Raw genomic sequence first — 15,046 nt, forward strand, 5'->3', positions numbered from 1 at the left:
GCTTCGGTGGTGCCTGATATCCGTGGAAGTGGCCGGGCGGAGGGACCGGCCATCCGGGCTGTTGGCCCCACTGAGGCTGTTGCTGGTTCTGGCCCCACTGAGGCTGTTGCTGGTTCTGGCCCCACTGGGGCTGCCCGGACGGGGACTGCCATGGCCGGTCCTCTGGATTCCCTCCCGGGACGTTCCCGCTCATGCTTATCCCCTTACGCCTCATGTCTATTCACTGCGCGCGATCCGGTCGAGCTGCCTCATGCTTCACAGCGCGATCTGTCGCGGCTCTTCCGGCACCTTCACCTAGAACTATAGTTACCGGCGCGGTCGATTCCGCCTGAACGCGATCACGTTCAGGGACTGCCCCGTTCCATTCTTCTCCACCGCCGGTTCGTCGGCAGTGGTTCCCGGGAAGTTTCCTGTAAATCGTCCTCTAGGATGACAAAGGCATGCCAGGCGCGCGCCGATGCGACATTGATGGGGCAATGGGAGAATATGAGGATATGAAGGCACGCATTCTGGTCATAGATGACGACGAAGCACTGGCTGAGATGATCGGCATCGTGCTGCGCAATGACGGGTTCGACCCGGTGTTCTGCGCAGACGGCGCGCAGGCGGTAGATGTCTTCAGAAGCACCAAGCCGGACCTCGTTCTTCTAGACCTCATGCTTCCAGGGATGGACGGCATAGAGGTGTGCCGGCAGATCCGCAATGAGTCCGACCTGCCGATTGTGATGCTGACTGCCAAATCGGACACGTCCGACGTCGTCCGCGGACTTGAATCCGGAGCTGACGACTATGTGCCTAAACCATTCAAGCCGGCCGAGCTGGTGGCGAGAGTCCGCGCTCGCTTGCGGCCGGGTGACCAGAAGGCACCTGAAACCCTGCGGATCGGCGAGGTCAGCATCGACGTGGCGGGGCACTCCGTAACACGGGCTGGGGAACGCATTTCTTTGACACCCCTTGAGTTCGACCTCCTCGTCGCCCTTGCGCGGAAGCCCTGGCAGGTATTCACCCGCGAGTTGCTGCTTGAGCAGGTGTGGGGGTACCGGCACGCAGCAGACACCCGGCTCGTTAACGTACATGTGCAGCGGCTGCGCTCGAAGATTGAGCGGGATCCCGAAGCACCGGAAATCGTACTCACTGTTCGCGGCGTCGGATATAAGGCAGGACAAGCGTAATTTTGGAAGGGCGTGCAGGTCGGTCCCTGAGCTCGGTGTCCACCGGCGCCGCGCGGGGCTGGCGGTGGGTTCATTCCATGACGGCGCAGGTCTCGCGGCGCTGGCGCCGGTCGCTGCTGTTCCGGACTGTGACTTCCACTCTGGTACTCACCGCCGTCGCGCTGATGGCTGTCGGCGCTTTCCTCTCCAGTCAGATCGCCAATGGGCTTTATCAGGAGAGGCTTGAGCAGTTCAAGGTTGAGGCCAGTGCCGGCTTGAGCGAGGTGCGGGAAATTTTCGCGCAGACCTCGGTCACCGACCGTGAGTCCACTGCCCAGTTGGTGCGCGATACCCTGCCCAGCCTCGAAGGCGGGGGAGCGGACGCGCCCAGGCAGTTCGTGCTCAACAGCGTGCCCAATCAGGAAACCCCTATCTTCGTGACACCGACCGCGAGCTCAAATCTGGTGGAGTCCTCAGCCATTCCGGACGCTCTCGCTGAAGCCGTCCGGAACGGGGACGACCAGTACTGGTCCCCAATTACCCTCGCCACTTCCGCATCCGGCACGGAGTTCAACGTGCCCGGTATCGCCTTCGGCACCAAGGTGACACTGCCTCCCGAGCAGACGGAATACTCGCTGTACCTCATCTACGATCTGTCCTCGATGCAGGCCACTCTGGACTACATCCACGGGGTCACCTGGATCGGCGGGACGCTGCTTCTCGTGACCATCGGCGCCATCGTCTGGCTCGTCACGAGGAGCGTGGTGGGTCCCGTCAGCCATGCTGCGCTGGTTTCCGAGAAGCTGGCCGCGGGACAGCTACAGGAGCGCATGGAGACTCAGGGCGAGGATGAAGTCGCGCGGCTGGGGGCTTCCTTCAACCATATGGCCGCCAGTCTCCAGGACCAGATCACCCAACTCGCCCAGTTGTCGCAGATGCAGCAGCGTTTTGTTTCCGATGTCTCGCACGAGCTGAGGACGCCTCTCACCACAGTCCGCATGGCGGCCGAGGTACTGCACGACGCACGCCAGGACTTTGATCCCGTGAATCGGCGATCAGCGGAGATTCTTTATAACCAGGTGGAGCGCTTTCAGGCACTGCTTGCGGACCTTCTGGAAATTTCCCGATTCGACGCAGGCGCAGCGGTGCTCGACGCCGAGCCGACGGACATCTTCCAACTCGTTCATCACGTCATTGAGGGAACGAAGCCGCTGGCAGAGAGTCACAACTCCGATGTCACGATCATTTCGAGTGAGTCCAAGTGCGTGGTGGACGTCGATCCCCGGCGGATTGACCGCATCCTGAGGAATCTAGTTGTCAACGCCCTGGAGCACGGCGAAGGAAAGCCAATCAACATTTATATTGCCTCCAATCCTGATGCAGTGGCGGTGGCTGTTCGGGATTATGGCATCGGTATGACTCCGCTCGATGCAGCCCGGGTATTCGACAGGTTCTGGCGAGCTGATCCCGCTCGTGCGCGGACAACCGGCGGCAGTGGGCTCGGGCTCTCCATCGCCACCGAGGATGCCAGGTTGCACGGTGCCTGGCTCCAGGCCTGGGGTTCACCCGGAGAAGGTTCCTGCTTCCGCCTCACTCTGCCCAAGCGCCGGGACTCAGTGCTGAAGGTCTCGCCGCTTCCGCTCCCGCCGCGCCAGGCCGCCCTGCCTCCCGGACGGAACGCCGGCACCACCCCCGACGCTGTGCCGTCGATGCACGGAGTTCCAGGAGGGGACCAATGAGATGCGCTGACCGTTCCCTGCGAGCCATTGCAGCGCTCTCGCTTCTTGGGATGCTGGGGGCCTGCTCGGCAATTCCGACGGCCGGCCCCGTGGGCACCATCGAAGCCACCGCCGAGGCTGAAACGGATGCTCTCTTCGTCAACAACCCGGCGCCCCCGCGCGAGGGTGCAAGCGCAACAGAGGCGCTCTCCGGTTTCCTCGTAGCGGGAATCGGTGTGTCCGAGAACTACAGTGTGGCTCGCGAATACCTGACGCCCGCGCTGTCGCAGGTCTGGGAGCCCGAGGAACAGATAACGATCTACCGGTCGGATCCCAAGATCAGTTCCACTCCTACTGAAGGCCAGCTGCAGCTGCAGGTGGAGGTCGCCGGATACATTGATGCCGCCGGCATTCGAAGGGACGTGGGTCCGGGCACCACTGAGACCATCACAGTGCGGATGGAACAGGTCCGAGGACAATGGCGGGTTGCGGAGATACCCAGCGGAATCATGATTTCGGCGGCGGACGCGGAGATTCTCCTGCAGCCGCATGAGCTCTACTTCTACAGCAGTTCCTACCGGTACTGGGTGCCGGATGTTCGCTGGTTCGTGAATCGTCAGGGCATTGCCACCAACATAGTTCAAGCGCTGATCGATGGCCCGGCACCGTATCTGCAGGGGGCAGTGACCAGTGCTTTCCCTGAGAACGCAGCCCTCGCCGTTGAATCCGTTCCGATCGAGTCAGGAACGGCTACGGTCGATTTCACCGCTGATATACGTACGGCGACGGATAACCTGCGGCGCCTGCAGATGGAACAACAGCTGAGCGTCACACTGTCCGGGCTGAATACGGTGAACTCAGTGGAGCTTCGCGCCGGCCAACCCATACCAATCGAACCTGATCCCGACCTGGTGCAGCCTGAACTGAACTCAGCCGTGCCAAGCAGGCAGGTCGTGCTCAGCGAGGACGAACTGGCTTTTTTTGAGGGCGGCCAGCTCATCTCCGTGGAAGATGTGCCGTCCATAGCGGAGTTCGACCCCGTGGACCCGGCTATGTCCTATGACGGCAGAAATTTCGCCTTTCTCAACGAGGACCGCACGGAGTTATTGGCTACAGGTGAAGGACAGACGGTAAGGGCGGTCACAGCCGGCTCGAGCTTGACGACACCGAGCTATGACCCAGCCAACTGGATCTGGACGGCGGGTACATCAGACGGACGGTCATACATTCGCGCCGTTCCGCCCGGCGGAAGCGCGAGCAACGCCGTTGAGGTCCTCGCGCCGTGGCTCGGCAACAGGACCATCAGTGAAATCAGGATCTCGCGCGACGGGGCTCGGGCACTTATCGTTGCCCAGCAGTCGGGGCAGAGCCAATTGCTGCTGTCCGGGATCAGCCGGAGCGAAGACGGTGTACCAAAGACACTGAGTGATCCTGTGTCACTCAACCCGCCCGGGACAATCGACACAGCAAAGTGGGTGACGGAAACCTCTGTTGTGGTTGCTGATACTGCAAGCGAAGGACCAGTGACGGTCACGCTGATCCCATTCGCCGCCGAGGCAGACGATTACCTGCCACTCGAAGGGCTGGAGCATCTCAGCGCCGGCACGGGACGCACCAATGTCTATGCTCAGAGCGGTGACAGTATTTGGGGGGTAGTAGGTAATACCTGGACAGACCAGAGCGTTACGGCACGCGATCCCGCTTTTGCCGGATAATCCTTAGGCCGGGTCTATTATCCACACTGTGCTGGATTCGTTTTTCTCCGTCTAGCGTTGTGGGACGGTGGAGACATGCGGCAACGACTGGAGCGATATCTGGACGAGGCGCGTCTGCATCCTCTCTGGGATCGGACCGGTGGGGCGCTGCGGGAGTTCTGGTCCTTGATTCTGCCCACGGAATGCGTGGTTTGCGAGCAGGCTGACAGCTCATTGTGCGTTGATTGCGCAGTGATTCTGCGGCGGGCAACAGTGCGCCCCTTCCGAGCGGAGCACGGAGCGGAGGGATTGCCGGAAGCGGAAGCTGGGCTTGCGGTCTCCTTAAACCCGGCTGTGCATCTCTTTTCCCCTCTACCCGTCGTCGCTGCCGGCGAGTACGCCAAGGCGGTGGCGGCCGCCATCCTGGCATTCAAGAACCACGGCCACACTGACATCGCACGCTGGCTTCAGGCTGCGCTTGCCGGTGCTCTCCATGACGCCAGGTGGAGGCTCTGCGGGGACTATGAACACGTGCTGCTCATTCCTGTTCCTTCCCGGGGTGTCTCTATCCGGCGGCGTGGCTATGACCCGTTGGGTCTTCTGCTCGGTGGTCTGGCCAGGCGACGGGAGTTCCCGGCTGGAACAAGGGTTGTCGGTGCGGTCCGACTCAGCCGGCCTTCGCTTGGCCCGGCAACCCTTGTGCCGGACGGACTGTCCCAGAAGTCTCTTGGGCGGCGAGGCAGGCGCCGGAATGTGCATGGCAGCATGGAGGCATCTCCGATGATCCGGAACATCCCAAAGGGTGCGCCCTGCCTCATCGTCGACGACGTCCTGACAACGGGCGCCACCATCGCCGAGACTGCACGCGTACTTCGTGCCGCCGGAATCATCGTGGCGGGTGCTGTCGTCGTCGCTGCAACTCCCGCCCCACGCGGAGAGAATCAGGCGACGGTTACGGCCTTTCCAGCTTCCGTAGAGGGAGCTTCCAGCGAACCCACCGAAAAAAACCGGCGGGTAGGGGTGAATTCAAACAACGGGTGAACTACCGTGAAGTATGGGTATCACAACGAAGACAGTTACCCATCGACAGCGGCTGGAAGGAGCACATCCTCGGCCGCTGTTGTGTCACCTGAGCGATTTTGGAGGGCACTATGGAATTCATGATCAACGGACGGAACCTCGCAGTCTCTGACCGATTCCGGGAATACGCGGAAGAGAAGATCGACAAAATCGAACAACTGGGGGACAAGGTCCAGCGGCTTGACGCAAAAGTGACGAAGGAACCAAACGCGCGCCAGGCAGACAGTGCACTTACGGTTGAGCTCACCGTTCTGCAGAAGGGTCCGGTTATCCGGGCCGAGGCATCAGCTGCGGACAAGTTCGCCGCGTTCGACCTCGCATACAGCAAGTTGCTCGAGCGGCTTCGCAGGGCGCGGGACCGTCGGAAGGTACACCACGGACGGCACACACCCGTAGCAGTCCGGGAAGCGACTGCCACGCTGGAACCCGCCAGCACGGAGCAACCCATCTATGCGGCATCTGCCAATCACACGGGCAATACCGACGCTGACACCGGCGATCAAACCGGATACGAAATTGACACCGACATCCCGGCGGGCGATTCACCGGTCCTTATCCGTCGGAAGGTCTTTTCGGGAACCCCGATGAGCCTTGACGATGCGGTCGACAATATGGAGCTTGTCGGCCACGATTTCTACCTTTTTGTGGATTCACAGACGGGTGCGCCCTCGGTTGTTTACCGGCGACAGGGTTGGACCTATGGAGTGATCACGCTTGACTCTAAGTGCGCGGACGGTCCCGAGGACCCGCACGAGGAGCTCGTTGCATACCGAGCGCGAGAATCGGCAACCGCCTGAGGACTGAACTGGCACCTATGATCGAGCAATGACCCTTTCCCTGACTCTCCTCCAGGCACGTCGGATTGCGCTGGAGGCGCAGGGACTGGCACGGGAGCGGCCCACCAGATCCCCGGGAACACGGGAGGTGGGCCGTACCCTTGCCCAGCTGCAACTCCTTCAGATCGACTCCGTCAACGTACTCTCGCGAAGCCACTACCTGCCCCTTTTCGCTCGCTTGGGCCCGTACGATCGATCGATCCTCGACCGGTTTTCGTCCCGGGCTCCGCGGCGTCTGGTCGAGTATTGGGCGCACGAAGCCAGCCTGATCTTGCCCGAGCTGTACCCCTATCTTGTCGCAACGCAGAGCCGGAAATGGGCGGGCGCATCTTCCCTTCCCACGGATACCAGACAGGAACTCAGTAGGAGGATCCTTGAACTGTTAGGTACGAGCCGGCCACTGACTGCAGCGCAGGTTCAGGATCGGATCGGCCATACCGAAGTGAAGACTTACGATCAATGGGGCTGGAACTGGAGCTCGGTGAAGAGGGTACTTGAGGACCTCTTTCAGCATGGGCTCATTTCATCGGCGGGCAGGACCGCGCAGTTTGAGCGCCGCTACGCGCTGACGAAGCAGGTTCTGCCGAACAGGTCGCTGGCCGGGCTGGAGGTTCCGGCGGAAGACGCTTACCTGCACTTGACGGAACGCGCTGCCCGCGCGCTCGGGGTTGGTACCGTCCGGTGCATTGCGGACTATTTCCGCATACCCATCAAGGCGGCGACCGCGGCTATCCATACCCTCACACAGCGAGGGACTTTGGTTCCGGTTTCGATTGACTCCTGGGCACAGCCCGCCTATAGATATGCCGGATCCGTCTTGCCCCGGGCTGCAACAGGCAGAGCGCTCCTCAGCCCCTTTGACTCGGCTGTCTTCGAACGTCGGCGGCTCGAGGCGCTGTTCGACTTCCACTATCGCCTTGAGATATACACTCCGGCAGAGAAACGCAAGTATGGCTATTACGTGCTTCCCTTCCTCCTCAGAGACTCTATGGTTGCGAGGGTGGATCTCAAGGCGGACCGTGCACAGAATCAGCTGCTGGTGCGGGCTGCCCACGGCGAACCTTCTGCACCGGCAGACACCGTCGTCGAACTTGCAGCGGAACTGGTTCTCATGGCTGGCTGGCTGGAACTCGACGAAGTGGTGGTTGAACCGCGGGGAGATCTGCACCAGCCGTTGGCTGCCCATCTGGCCGAAGAGTACGGGTGGGAACTAAATCGGGGGACAGCACGTCTCTCACGTAGACTGATTTCGCCAGGAAACGGCGTACCTAGATTGGGAGCAAAAACCAGTGCCATCACTTCTTGAACGAGTCCTTCGTACCGGCGATAAGAAGACACTGAAGCAACTCCGCAACTACGCCGACGCGATCAACGTACTCGAAGACGAATTCCGCGCCCTCAGTGACGAGGAGCTGCGTGGAGAAACGGACAAGCTGAAGAAGCGTTATCAAGACGGCGAAACCCTCGAGGCGCTGCTGCCCGAAGCATTCGCAGCTGTGAGGGAAGCCGCCGGCCGCACACTCGGACTCCGCCATTTCGACGTCCAGTTGATGGGCGGCGCAGCCCTGCATCTCGGAAACATCGCTGAGATGAAGACGGGTGAAGGCAAGACGCTCGTCGCGACTGCGCCCGCCTACCTGAACGCACTCACGGGTAAGGGCGTCCACGTCGTCACAACGAACGACTACCTGGCCGAGTATCAGTCCGACCTGATGGGCCGTGTCTTCCGTTTCCTCGGACTGAGCTGCGGATGCATCCTGTCCAAGCAGGACCCTGCTACCCGACGAGCACAATACGCAGCGGATATTACCTACGGCACGAACAACGAGTTCGGGTTTGATTACCTGCGCGACAACATGGCCTGGAGCGCAGCAGAGCTGGTTCAGCGTGGGCACAATTTCGCGATCGTCGATGAGGTGGATTCGATCCTGATCGATGAGGCGAGGACGCCGCTGATCATCTCGGGTCAGGCATCCGGAGACGTGAACCGGTGGTATACGGAATTCTCCAAGGTCGTCACTCGGCTCACGAGGGAAACCGACTATGAAGTCGACGAGAAGAAGCGGACCGTCGGTGTTCTCGAGAGCGGCATCGAGAAGGTTGAGGACTACCTCGGGATCCATAATCTTTACGAATCGGCGAACACGCCCCTGATCGGGTTCCTCAACAATGCGATCAAGGCCAAGGAACTTTTCAAGCGTGACAAGGACTACGTCGTTCTCAACGGCGAAGTCATGATTGTCGACGAGCACACCGGTCGTATCCTTGCGGGCCGGCGCTACAACGAGGGAATGCATCAGGCGATCGAGGCCAAAGAGGGCGTCGAGATCAAGGCAGAGAACCAGACTCTGGCTACTGTCACGCTTCAGAATTACTTCCGTCTCTACGGCAAGCTTTCGGGCATGACAGGCACAGCTGAAACCGAGGCGGCCGAGTTCATGGGCACCTACAAACTGGGTGTCGTTCCCATTCCGACCAACCGGCCCATGGTCCGTGAAGACCGCTCTGACCTCATCTACAAGAATGAAGTCGCCAAGTTCGATGCTGTCGTCAAGGACATCGTGGAGCGTCACGAGAAGGGCCAGCCGGTGCTGGTTGGCACTACCTCGGTCGAGAAAAGCGAGTATCTGTCCAAGCAGTTGGCCAAAGCAGGCATTCGCCACGAGGTCCTGAATGCAAAGAATCACGCGCGCGAGGCAGCGATTGTCGCACAGGCGGGGCGCAAAGGGGCAGTCACCGTAGCAACCAATATGGCGGGTCGCGGTACGGACATCATGCTCGGCGGAAACGCGGAGTTCAACGCGGTCGCCGCGATGGAGAAGAAGGGCCTTCACCCGGCCGAGAATCCTGAAGAGTACGAGGCGGAATGGCCGAAGGCACTCGCGGAGGCGAAGAATGCGGTTGAGGCCGAGCAGGAAGAGGTCCGAGAGCTTGGCGGGCTTTACGTGCTCGGTACTGAACGGCATGAATCCCGCCGTATCGACAACCAGCTGAGAGGCCGTTCCGGCCGTCAGGGTGACCCCGGTGCATCCCGCTTCTACCTGTCGCTCACCGACGATTTGATGCGTCTGTTCAACTCCGGTGCCGCTGAGCGCATCATGAACAGCTCGTCAATGCCCGACGACGTCGCCCTCGAATCGAAGATGGTATCCAAGGCTATTGAAAGCGCCCAGGGCCAAGTCGAAAGCCGCAACGCCGAGCAGCGCAAGAACGTACTGAAGTACGACGACGTTCTCAACCGGCAGCGCGAAGCGATCTACAGTGATCGGCGACGAATCCTGGAGGGTGACGACCTGCACGAGAAGGTCGAGCACTTCCTGGAAGATGTCGTCACCGCAATGGTCGACGAAGCCACGGCCCAGGGCCACGGCGACGATTGGGACTACGAGCTTCTGTGGAGCAACCTGAAGACGCTCTACCCGATCAGCCTGACCATCGACGAAGTAGTTGAGGAAGCCGGCGGAAAGTCGAAAGTTACCCGGGACTTCCTTCACGCGGAGATCCTGTCGGACGCAAAAGTGGCCTACAAGCAGCGGGAGGAAGCTCTCGGTGAAAAGTCAATGCGCGAGCTGGAGCGCCGCGTAGTGCTCTCCGTGATCGGTCGAAAGTGGCAGGAACACCTGTATGAGATGGACTACCTGAAAGAGGGCATCGGCCTTCGGGCCATGGCCCAGCGTGATCCGCTCGTTGAGTATCAGCGCGAAGGTTTTGTGCTGTTCCAAGCCATGATGGAAGCCATCCGCGAGGAGAGCATTGGCTACATCTTCAATCTCGAGGTTGAGGTTACCCCCGCCCAGCAGACCGGGCTCCCAGGAGTGGCGGATGGTCGCGGACTCGTGGGCACCCCCACTATCAAGGCTGCAGGTCTTGAGGCACCGGAGAAGCCGGCCAGCTTGGCATTCACCGCCCCCAATGCGCAGGGCGAGGTGGAGACCCGGGTTGAACGCAGCGGAAGCGCCTCCGACGGGGATGCAGTGAAGGGCGGACGGGCCGAACAGCGCGCAACGGCAAAGCGCCGACGGAAGTAGCTCGGGCAGGACCCAACGCAGCGGCGAGGCGCGTCATCCAATCTCGAGTTCCGTGACGCGCCATTGACCGCGCCATCGCTCAATCCTGAGAGCGATTGCCCTGGCCCGCTTCTGCTCTGCCGCCACTACAGAAGCCTCAAAGACACTTGGTGTTATGGCGCATATGCGTACCGCCCGGATGAGGATATTGCGGTGAAGTCGCAGGGGGCGAGCGGCGGCATTCGCTCTAGGAGATGCTCCGTGCAACCCATCTATGCTGCGAACCAGGTTGGAACGCAGCTGAAGACGCTCATAGCTGCGTCCGTCGAGTAGCCGCGCCATTTGCTGTAAGGGCCTTGTGCCGCCAAGAACCTCAAGTGAACCTCGGGCGACTTTACGAGCCAGAGCCTCGAGTTCCAGCGGGATCTCTGGTTCTGCTGTCGGCGCAGGTGCCGGCGGACGTGGGAGCGGAAGTACCGCGGCGTCGACCGTTCCGTTGGACGCAAACGTAGGCGACTGCACGATGGGTCTGGGCGCTCCGCTGGCCTCGGCGAGGGAATCGACACTGTGCGGTAGCGGCATGTGTGAGATGGTGCTCATGTCAGTTCCTCGCTTATTTCGATTCGGAAGGGGCAGCCGAGGGCGCTTTGAGTACTTGGCCTGGCTGAAGTAGTTCGGGGTCCTCGCCGATTACTGATCGGTTCGCCTCATACCACCGGGGCCAAGCTTCCGCCACGCTCGCATCCGACGCATGTGGATCCAGATGTCGGGCGGCAATTGTCCAGAGGGAGTCGCCAGGCTCAACGACTGTCTCCACCTGGGCTGTGGCGCTGGGGGATGAGCGGCCTTCCCTTGATTTCTTCACCAGTAGCCCGCCACCCGGCAGTGGGGTTGTCGGTTGCCAGGACGGCTCAAGCATGTGCCGTGACTCAACCGGTATCCATTGGGGAGTGAGAACCGGATCCTCGAGGACGGTGTTGATTTGCTCGGAGGCAGAGGAGGCAGAGGAGGCAGAGGAGGCAGACGTAAGGCCGGTTGCCGCTTGAGCTGCCGGCAGCACCGCAAGGTTCATGCCCAGGGCGAGGCAGGCCGTCCGTCGCATGAAGACAGGAGCGAGCGCTCCAACCCGGCGGGCGGCGTCAGTGCTGCCTCCTCGGCGAAGGAGTTCCGCGCTGACCGCGAGACAGAAACTTAACGCCCACCAAAGCACCACGAGACCGCCAATACCTGTTACCCCGAGCCCAATCAGCCTGGTGAGTGCCGTACCAGGTGCGGCATCCTGACCGTCGGCAAGAAATCTCCCCAATGAAAGGAGCGTGATTCCAAGAATGAATACGACAGCGGCCAATCCCGAGCCACCCCTGCCTGAGATTCGCACCCCCGCATTTGATGCAGTTTGATGTGATTTGCTGCTTTGCATGGCTACTTGTCTACCCTGAATGTCATTCGATGTCTACCAGTTGACCGAGGGAAGAATGGAACCATAGGGTGAACTAATGCGTTGGACCGCCCTCTTCGAGGATCTTGAGACTCAGCTCGATGCCGCAACGCGTGTTGCGGATGACGCAGAGATCGCTGACAGAGTGCGTCGTGGCCATAGTGAAGTGCCACTGGCCGATCGACTTCGGGGCCAGCTGGGACTCACGCTCAGGGTGAGCACGTTCGGCGGTGAAGTCTTTCAGGGCCAATTGACGCACGTGGGCGCGGAATGGTTGGTTTTGCGAGGCCAGACAGCCGAGATTGTTGTACCACTGACGGCCATACGCTTTGTCGACGGCCTGAGCCGAACCGTAGCCGTGGAGAAATCGCAGGTGTTAAGGGCCCTCGGATTGGGATCCGTTCTGCGGACTCTCGCCAGGGATCGCGCTCGGGTAGTCATCCATACGGTCGATGGCGGTCCACGGCTTGAGGGAGTCATCGATCGCGTGGGAAAGGATTTTGCGGAGATTGCTGTGGTACTGCCGGGTGAGGCGCGGCGCGCGGCCACGGTGTCGGCTGTCTATGCGGTCCCGTTCGCTGGCATAGCTGCGGTTTCTTCGCGCTGAGGGCAAAGACGGACGCGGGTGGCCTACACCGAATGCGCGGTCAGCGCTGCAAGGAGGCGCTACACATCCTGCTCGACGTGCAATCCTTCCTTCACGCTGGCGGCAGTCTTTTGGTAGGCGCGGGCGATGTAGTCCTCGAGAACCTGGGTCTCGACCCGCCACTGCCCTCTGCCACCCACCTGAATGGCCGGTAGTTCACCCGAGCGCACCAGCGCGTAGGTCTGCGACGAGGAGATATTGAGCACCTCACCAACATCCGCGAGGGTCATGAATCGTTTCTGTGCCACGAAAGCCGCCTTCCCTTCGTACAAGGCAGGAAACCTTATCTGTACATCTTGCCACCTCGGAGGCGCGGTCGGTGCCGTTATCCACAGTTTGACGTCAATCGTGCAAAGTCGTTTCCGTTTGCCGTGCCCCTGAAAGACAATTGGTTTTTGAAGCGCGTGGTCTCACCGCGCTTCGCCTAAACGGCAGCACCAGGGGAGTAGGGGAAACAACGCGTGAGTCTCACATTCGATAGTCCGGCAAATGCGGATACGCCACTTCGGCTGCGCAAGCCCTCATGGAAGGATCCGCGGTTGCTCGTCGGGCTGCTGCTGGTGTGTGTGTCCATCGCCGGGGTCATAGTCATTGTCGAGAATGCGGATAGGACGGTCGGCGTCTATGCAGCCAGGAAGGACCTTCCCGTCGGTCAGGAACTCACAGAGGATAGCCTGCGGGTCGTGCCGGTGCACCTGGGCGAGGTTGAGGGATCCTATGTGACCGTGAGCGATGGGCTGCCTCACGACGCTGTGGCTCAGCGCATGCTTTCAGCGGGAGAGCTCCTCCCTGCGTCCGGTATCGGATCCGCCGATGCTCTCGACCGGAAGCCGGTGGGCTTGACCATTGAGGAGCCGCTCCCGATAGGCACTGCCATCGGGGATCGCGTCGACGTGTGGATCTCCCCGCGAGGAGAGGGGAACGAGTTTTTGGAGCCGGAGTTGCTGCTTGAAAGCGCCGAGATCTATGACTACTCAGAACAGGATTCCGCGTTGGGCGCTACCCAGTCGGCGCGGGTGTTCGTGCTCGTCGGTGAAGAGAGCCTCCCGGCTCTTCTCGATGCGCTTTCCAATGAAGCCAAGATCGCAGTTCTCGTCAACGCGGGCAGCACAAAGTGACTATCCCCGTAGTGACCGTAGGGCGTTCAGCCAGCGACTGCGTAACAGGCCTTGAACAACTGCGCGGACCGGTCACTGTGGTTCGCCGCTGCGACGAATTCGCCGACATGATCGCAGCTTGCCAGACCGGAGTTGCGCGCGCTGCGATAGTTGCAGTCGACGCCGGCGAGATAACGACGACTCTGGTCGAGCGCCTGCGCGCGGCGGAAGTCGCCATTGTCGCGTTGGCAGACGACGACGACGCTCGGGAACGGATGCGCGCGCTAGGCGTGCGACACACCCGCTCGGCGATAGATCCGGGTGTACTTGCGGAGGAGGTCGCTGCTGCTGTAGCCGACTTGGAACAGCATCGCAGCGGCGTTCCGAGCGTTGCTTTTGCTGACCCGTCGTACGCTCTAGCCCCGATGATTCCGCCCTCTGGTCAAAGTCAGGAACCGGCTGGCGACGGAACCGTGATTGCTGTCTGGGGCCCTACGGGTGCCACTGGCCGCACTACGGTCGCAGTCAATATCGCGGCGGAACTGGCCGCGACGGGCTCTCGGATCCTGTTGATGGACGCAGACACATACGGCGCGAGCGTGGCCGCTTTCCTTGGGCTCCTGGATGAGTCAGCCGGCATCGCTCAAGCCTGCAGGATCGCGGATCAGGGAGTATTGGACCCACCTTCTCTGAAGCGGGTGTGTGCTGAGGTGAACGTAGGAGGAAATTCTCTGTACGTCCTGACAGGCGTCACGCGGGCGGATCGGTGGGCAGAGGTAAGGCCTTCGGCGCTCTCCGCTTTGCTTACTGTTGCGCGTTCTGTCTTTGACACCGTTGTCATTGACTGTGCGTTCGGCATCGAGGCTGATGAGGAGCTGAGCTTTGATACCCTCGCTCCCCGCCGTAACGGGGCAACTCTGCGTTGTCTTGAACTCGCGGACGAGGTGTACGCGGTGGGTTCGGCGGACTCCGTTGGAGTGCCTCGACTGGTTCGAGCTCTTGCGGAACTGGATGAAGCGGTGCCAACCGCAGTGCCGCGAGTCGTCTTCAACAAGGTGAGGGCGGCTTCTGTGGGTCGATCACCTGATCGGCAGTTACGGGAGGCATGGGACAGGTTCGGTCCATCAACTCCGATCTCGGCTTTCCTGCCGGCAGACTTCGACGCCGCCGACGCCGCCCTCCTCAACGGCGAGGCGCTCTGCGAGACGGCCCCCGGCTCACCGCTCCGAAGTGCCATCGCCGGGCTTGTGGATGCACCGGTTGAACAACGGAGACGGCGCCCTGCTGGCTCATCTCACAACGAAATGAAGTTTTTCGGTAACGGCGTTAGGCTCTCACAGTAAGGGGGTCGCGAAGGGGCGGCCTTTCATCTCGTTACG

General features: G+C 61.1%; 14 protein-coding genes. 10 read left to right on the top strand and 4 right to left on the bottom strand.

Going from position 1 to position 15,046, the window contains the following annotated elements:
• Window positions 1–193 (bottom strand): hypothetical protein (locus RIF85_RS06285; protein WP_309071061.1); only part of this gene is annotated, 193 nt, incomplete at its 3' end.
• A gap of 301 nt (window positions 194–494) precedes the next feature.
• Here RIF85_RS06285 and mtrA point away from each other — a divergent pair.
• The 7 genes from mtrA (at window position 495) to secA (ending at window position 10,507) form a co-directional block, all read left to right on the top strand.
• On the top strand, window positions 495–1,172 hold the full coding sequence (gene mtrA, locus RIF85_RS06290) for an MtrAB system response regulator MtrA (RefSeq protein ID WP_309071062.1): 678 nt from the start codon (window positions 495–497) through the stop codon (window positions 1,170–1,172).
• A 77-nt stretch (window positions 1,173–1,249) separates the two neighbouring features.
• Window positions 1,250–2,890, top strand: coding sequence for an MtrAB system histidine kinase MtrB (mtrB, locus tag RIF85_RS06295; RefSeq protein WP_309071063.1), 1,641 nt, complete (start codon window positions 1,250–1,252; stop codon window positions 2,888–2,890).
• The gene (locus RIF85_RS06300) at window positions 2,887–4,584 is read left to right on the top strand and encodes an LpqB family beta-propeller domain-containing protein (protein WP_309071064.1); all 1,698 of its coding nucleotides are present in this window, start codon (window positions 2,887–2,889) and stop codon (window positions 4,582–4,584) included. The genes mtrB and RIF85_RS06300 overlap by 4 nt, the downstream gene beginning before the upstream one ends.
• Window positions 4,585–4,659: 75 nt before the next feature.
• Entirely contained in the window at window positions 4,660–5,604 is a 945-nt protein-coding gene (locus RIF85_RS06305; RefSeq protein ID WP_309071065.1) for a phosphoribosyltransferase family protein, read from the top strand.
• Window positions 5,605–5,714: 110 nt separating this feature from the next.
• Entirely contained in the window at window positions 5,715–6,440 is a 726-nt protein-coding gene (gene hpf, locus RIF85_RS06310) for a ribosome hibernation-promoting factor, HPF/YfiA family (RefSeq protein ID WP_309071066.1), read from the top strand.
• Window positions 6,441–6,468: 28 nt separating this feature from the next.
• Window positions 6,469–7,785, top strand: coding sequence for a DNA glycosylase AlkZ-like family protein (locus RIF85_RS06315; protein WP_309071067.1), 1,317 nt, complete (start codon window positions 6,469–6,471; stop codon window positions 7,783–7,785).
• Window positions 7,769–10,507: a preprotein translocase subunit SecA gene (gene secA / locus RIF85_RS06320; RefSeq protein ID WP_309071068.1), complete on the top strand. Its 2,739-nt coding sequence runs from the start codon at window positions 7,769–7,771 to the stop codon at window positions 10,505–10,507. Before RIF85_RS06315 ends, secA begins: the two co-directional genes overlap by 17 nt.
• A 33-nt stretch (window positions 10,508–10,540) precedes the next feature.
• Here secA and RIF85_RS06325 read toward each other — a convergent pair whose 3' ends face one another.
• Both RIF85_RS06325 and RIF85_RS06330 read right to left on the bottom strand, forming a co-directional pair.
• On the bottom strand, window positions 10,541–11,086 hold the full coding sequence (locus RIF85_RS06325) for an Rv3235 family protein (protein ID WP_309071069.1): 546 nt from the start codon (window positions 11,084–11,086) through the stop codon (window positions 10,541–10,543).
• Window positions 11,087–11,099: 13 nt separating this feature from the next.
• Window positions 11,100–11,906, bottom strand: a complete 807-nt coding sequence (locus tag RIF85_RS06330; RefSeq protein WP_309071070.1) for a LysM domain-containing protein — start codon at window positions 11,904–11,906, stop codon at window positions 11,100–11,102.
• 76 nt (window positions 11,907–11,982) lie between these two features.
• Here RIF85_RS06330 and RIF85_RS06335 point away from each other — a divergent pair, with 76 nt between their 5' ends.
• Complete coding sequence (locus tag RIF85_RS06335; protein ID WP_309071071.1) at window positions 11,983–12,531, top strand: hypothetical protein; 549 nt, start codon at window positions 11,983–11,985, stop codon at window positions 12,529–12,531.
• A 59-nt stretch (window positions 12,532–12,590) separates the two neighbouring features.
• Here RIF85_RS06335 and RIF85_RS06340 read toward each other — a convergent pair whose 3' ends face one another.
• Window positions 12,591–12,818: a helix-turn-helix domain-containing protein gene (locus RIF85_RS06340; protein WP_309071072.1), complete on the bottom strand. Its 228-nt coding sequence runs from the start codon at window positions 12,816–12,818 to the stop codon at window positions 12,591–12,593.
• A 213-nt stretch (window positions 12,819–13,031) separates the two neighbouring features.
• On the opposite strand from RIF85_RS06340, the gene RIF85_RS06345 reads away from it, so the two are divergent.
• Window positions 13,032–13,688, top strand: a complete 657-nt coding sequence (locus tag RIF85_RS06345; RefSeq protein ID WP_309071073.1) for a hypothetical protein — start codon at window positions 13,032–13,034, stop codon at window positions 13,686–13,688.
• Window positions 13,685–15,010 carry a P-loop NTPase gene (locus tag RIF85_RS06350; RefSeq protein ID WP_309071074.1) on the top strand — a complete coding sequence of 442 codons (1,326 nt, stop codon included), beginning with the start codon at window positions 13,685–13,687 and terminating at the stop codon, window positions 15,008–15,010. Before RIF85_RS06345 ends, RIF85_RS06350 begins: the two co-directional genes overlap by 4 nt.
• Window positions 15,011–15,046: the final 36 nt, after the last annotated feature.

The sequence above is a fragment of the Arthrobacter sp. genome, assembly GCF_031179385.1.
Classification (GTDB): domain Bacteria; phylum Actinomycetota; class Actinomycetes; order Actinomycetales; family Micrococcaceae; genus Arthrobacter_D.